The following is a 4,070-nucleotide window of genomic DNA, read 5'->3' as shown; positions in this document are numbered from 1 at the left end:
CCCCCCTCCTCCCCGCGCCGCTCGACCACGTCCTCCTCCAGGCGGACCTGACGGCCGTGGCGCCCGGCCCCCTGGAGCGCGAACTGGCCGCCGCGCTCGGCACCGTCGCCGACGTCGAGTCCAAGGGCGGCGCCACCGTCTACCGCTTCACGCCCGCCTCCGTGCGCCGCGCCCTGGACGCCGGCCGCGGCGCCGCCGACCTGCACGCCTTCCTCGCCGCGCACGCGCACACCCCGGTGCCGCAGCCGCTCAGCTATCTGATCGACGACGTGGCCCGCAAGCACGGCGTGCTGCGGGTGGGCGCCGCCTCCTCGTACATCCGCTGCGACGACGACGCGCTGCTCGCCGAGGTGCTGGCCGACCGGCGGTCGGCGCCGCTGCGGCTGCGGCTGCTGGCGCCCACGGTGCTGGCGTCCCCGGCCCCGCCGGACCAGCTGCTGGAGCGGCTGCGCGGCATGGGGTACGCGCCGGCCGCGGAGTCCGCGGAGGGCGACCTCGTGCTCACCCGCGCCGACATCCACCGCACCCCGCCCCGCACCCCGCCGGACCCGGTCCCGGAGGGCCCGCCGCGCCCGGACGCCACCCTCCTCGGCGCCGCCGTCCGCGCCGTCCGCGCGGGCGACCACGCCGCCACCCTCCCCCACAAGCCGAAGCCCCCGGCGTCCCCGGCGCCGGACGGCGGCCTCCCGCGCACCGTGATGGCCGAGACCCTCGCGGCCATGCAGTCCGCCACCCTCGCCGGCTCCCCGCTGTGGATCGGGTACGTCAACGCCGACGGCGCCGCCAGCCAGCGCGTCATCGCCCCGGTGAAGGTCGAGGGCGGCTTCGTCACGGCGTACGACCACACCGCGGAGGAGGTCCGCACCTATCCGCTGCACCGGATCACGGGCGTGGCGGAGGTCACGGAGGACTGAGCGGATGCGGGGGCGCACTGTGCGCCCGCGCGTTCGATGGCTCGCCGCTTCAGGCGAACGTATCGTCGGATGCGGGACAACGAGTCGCACCGTTGTCCAGACTCACCGTCCATGGGAGCAGTAATGGCCGCTGAAGCACCGGCACGCGCCACCGACGAGCACTGGGCGTTCCCTCCCGGGGAAGGGTGGACGTTTGACCAGGCTCAAGAGCTGGATCTGCCCTTCGACTGGGAACTCGTGGACGGGATGATCGTGGTTCGTGGGCAGGCGAAAGTGTGGCACAGCCGGGTGCAGCGAAAGCTCGCCAACGCCTTGGAGGACGCCCAGGTCGAACCGTACGAAGTGGACCTTGAGACGTGCGTGGTGCTCGACAGGTACAACGCCCGGAAGCCGGACATGATCGTCTACGACGGCACGGGAATGGACCTCAACGACGCCCCGCATGTGCCTGTCGCCGCCGTCGTCCTCGCCATCGAGGTTGTCTCGCCCGGGTCCCGCGTCCAAGACCGCGATTTCAAGCCGGTACAGTACGCCACCGCAGAGATTCCCTACTACTGGCGGGTCGAGCAGGAGCGCGACAACCAGATCGCCGTCCACGAGTACTGGCTGAACACCGAGACCCGTACCTACTTTCCCCGCCCCGAGCGCCCCGTCCACCGCCGCGAACTGATCACCGAGCACCCCTTCCCCGTCAAGATCGACTTGGCTGCCCTCACCAGCTTCTGATCCGCATCGGAACCGAGTGCGGCACACTGGATCGCATGCCCGGACCCCTCATCGTCCAGTCGGACAAGACGCTGCTGCTGGAAGTCGACCACGAGCAGGCCGACGAGGCGCGGCGGGCCATCGCTCCGTTCGCCGAGCTGGAGCGGGCGCCGGAGCATATGCACACCTACCGGGTGACGCCGCTCGGGCTGTGGAACGCGCGGGCCGCCGGGCACGACGCGGAGCAGGTCGTCGACGCGCTGGTGACCTACGCCCGCTACCCCGTGCCGCACGCGCTGCTGGTGGACATCGCGGAGACGATGTCCCGCTACGGGCGGCTCACGCTCAGCAAGGACCCCGCGCACGGGCTGATCCTCACCACCACTGACCGGCCGGTGCTCGAAGAGGTGCTGCGGTCGAAGAAGATCCAGCCGCTCGTCGGGGTCCGGGTGGACCAGGACGCCGTGGCCGTCCACCCCTCCGAGCGCGGGCAGATCAAGCAGGTGCTGCTGAAGCTGGGCTGGCCCGCCGAGGACCTCGCGGGGTACGTGGACGGGGAGGCGCACCCCATCGCGCTGGACGAGGACGGCTGGGCGCTGCGCCCGTACCAGCGGCAGGCCGTGGACGGGTTCTGGCACGGCGGCTCCGGCGTCGTCGTGCTGCCCTGCGGCGCCGGGAAGACGCTGGTCGGCGCCGGGGCGATGGCCGAGGCGCGGGCGACCACCCTGATCCTGGTCACCAACACCGTCTCGGCCCGGCAGTGGAAGCACGAGCTGGTGCGGCGCACCTCGCTCACCGAGGACGAGATCGGCGAGTACAGCGGGACGAAGAAGGAGATCCGCCCGGTCACCATCGCCACCTACCAGGTGCTGACCACCAAGCGGAAGGGCGTCTACCCGCATCTGGAGCTGTTCGACTCCCGGGACTGGGGGCTGATCGTCTACGACGAGGTGCATCTGCTGCCGGCCCCCGTCTTCAAGTTCACGGCCGATCTGCAGGCCCGGCGGCGGCTCGGGCTCACGGCCACCCTGGTACGGGAGGACGGCCGCGAGTCCGACGTCTTCTCGCTCATCGGGCCGAAGCGGTTCGACGCCCCCTGGAAGGAGATCGAGAACCAGGGCTATATCGCTCCCGCCGACTGCGTCGAGGTGCGGGTCGGCCTGACGGACTCGGAGCGGCTGGCGTACGCCACGGCGGAGGCCGAGGAGAAGTACCGCTTCTGCGCGACCACGGACAGCAAGCAGCGGGTCACCGAGGCGCTGGTGCGCCGCCACAAGGGCGAGCAGACCCTCGTCATCGGCCAGTACATCGACCAGCTCGACGAGCTGGGCGAGCACATCGGCGCGCCCGTCATCAAGGGCGACACCAGCAACGCCCGGCGCGAGAAGCTGTTCGACGCCTTCCGGCAGGGCGAGATCAGCTGCCTGGTCGTCTCGAAGGTGGCGAACTTCTCCATCGACCTGCCCGAGGCCACGGTCGCGATCCAGGTCTCCGGTACGTTCGGCTCCCGCCAGGAGGAGGCCCAGCGGCTCGGCCGGGTCCTGCGGCCGAAGGCCGACGGGCACGAGGCCCGCTTCTACTCGGTCGTGGCCCGCGACACGGTGGACCAGGACTTCGCAGCCCACCGCCAGCGCTTCCTGGCCGAGCAGGGCTACGCCTACCGCATCGTCGACGCCCACGAACTACTGGCCGAGGGCTGAGCGGGCGCCTCCGGTGGACCGTGGTTGCCCCCTACCGGGGCTGCCGGGCCGGAGCTGCCCCGGCCCGTGCTCTGCGGACCGCGGCTGTCTCCCCCAAGCTCTCGGCTCCGCTCGAGCAGGGGGTACCCCCACGGTCGCCCGCGCAGTTCCCCGCGCCCTGCGACGAAACAGCAAGGGGCAGCCCCGACCCAGCAAGTTCCGCCGGTCACGGCGCCAGCCGTGCTGCCCAGTCGGTGCCGGGCAGCGGATGGCGGCTCCAGTCCCGGGCGAACCGCGGGGCCCGCCGGTCCTCCGGCACCAGCACGGCGGTGGGGACCTTCCGGGCCCGGCGCAGCAGAGCGGGCACCGTCGTATCGCGGTTGTTCCCGGCCACCTGCGTCGACGCACAGCCCGCCGCATAGCCGACGGGCAGCGCCCGGGGGCCGGTGACCAGGCAGGGCGGGCGTACGCCGAGCCGGTGCAGCTCGGCGGCGGCCGCCCGGTAGCGGGTGTTGACGTCCTGCGCGGCGGCCGCCTCGTCACGCAGGACGAGGTACTGGCTGAACAGCTGGAGCGCCAGCAGCGGGCCGAGGACGGCCGCCGCGAGCCGCAGCGGCGCCCGGACCGCGAGCGTGGCGAGGGGCAGTGCGAGCAGGGCGTAGCCGGGCAGCAGGAACCGGGGCGCCGAGTAGTCCAGGAGCAGGAGGTAGGGGACCGCCAGGCTGACGGCGCAGGCCAGCGGAATCGCGACCACGGTGCGCGGGGAGGGAGG

The 4,070-nt window shown here is 72.5% G+C and carries 3 protein-coding genes and 1 pseudogene; 3 read left to right on the top strand and 1 reads right to left on the bottom strand.

The window, feature by feature from the left end; translation table 11 throughout:
* The 3 genes from G5C65_RS32675 to G5C65_RS32665 all read left to right on the top strand — a co-directional run.
* Positions 1 to 914, top strand: a 914-nt coding sequence (locus G5C65_RS32675) for a helicase-associated domain-containing protein (protein WP_206442529.1), incomplete at its 5' end; no start/stop codon positions are given.
* A 111-nt stretch (positions 915 to 1,025) separates the two neighbouring features.
* A complete protein-coding gene (locus tag G5C65_RS32670) occupies positions 1,026 to 1,640 on the top strand; it encodes a Uma2 family endonuclease (protein ID WP_165302684.1) in 615 nt (204 codons plus the stop codon).
* A gap of 35 nt (positions 1,641 to 1,675) precedes the next feature.
* A complete protein-coding gene (locus G5C65_RS32665) occupies positions 1,676 to 3,319 on the top strand; it encodes a DNA repair helicase XPB (RefSeq protein WP_165302682.1) in 1,644 nt (547 codons plus the stop codon).
* Between the two features lie 205 nt (positions 3,320 to 3,524).
* Here G5C65_RS32665 and G5C65_RS32660 read toward each other — a convergent pair.
* Positions 3,525 to 4,070: pseudogene (locus G5C65_RS32660) on the bottom strand (pyridoxamine 5'-phosphate oxidase family protein); the annotation flags it as partial.

The organism is Streptomyces boncukensis, from assembly GCF_011045075.1.
Lineage (GTDB): Bacteria > Actinomycetota > Actinomycetes > Streptomycetales > Streptomycetaceae > Streptomyces > Streptomyces boncukensis.
This window is presented reverse-complemented; position numbering and strand designations above follow the sequence as displayed.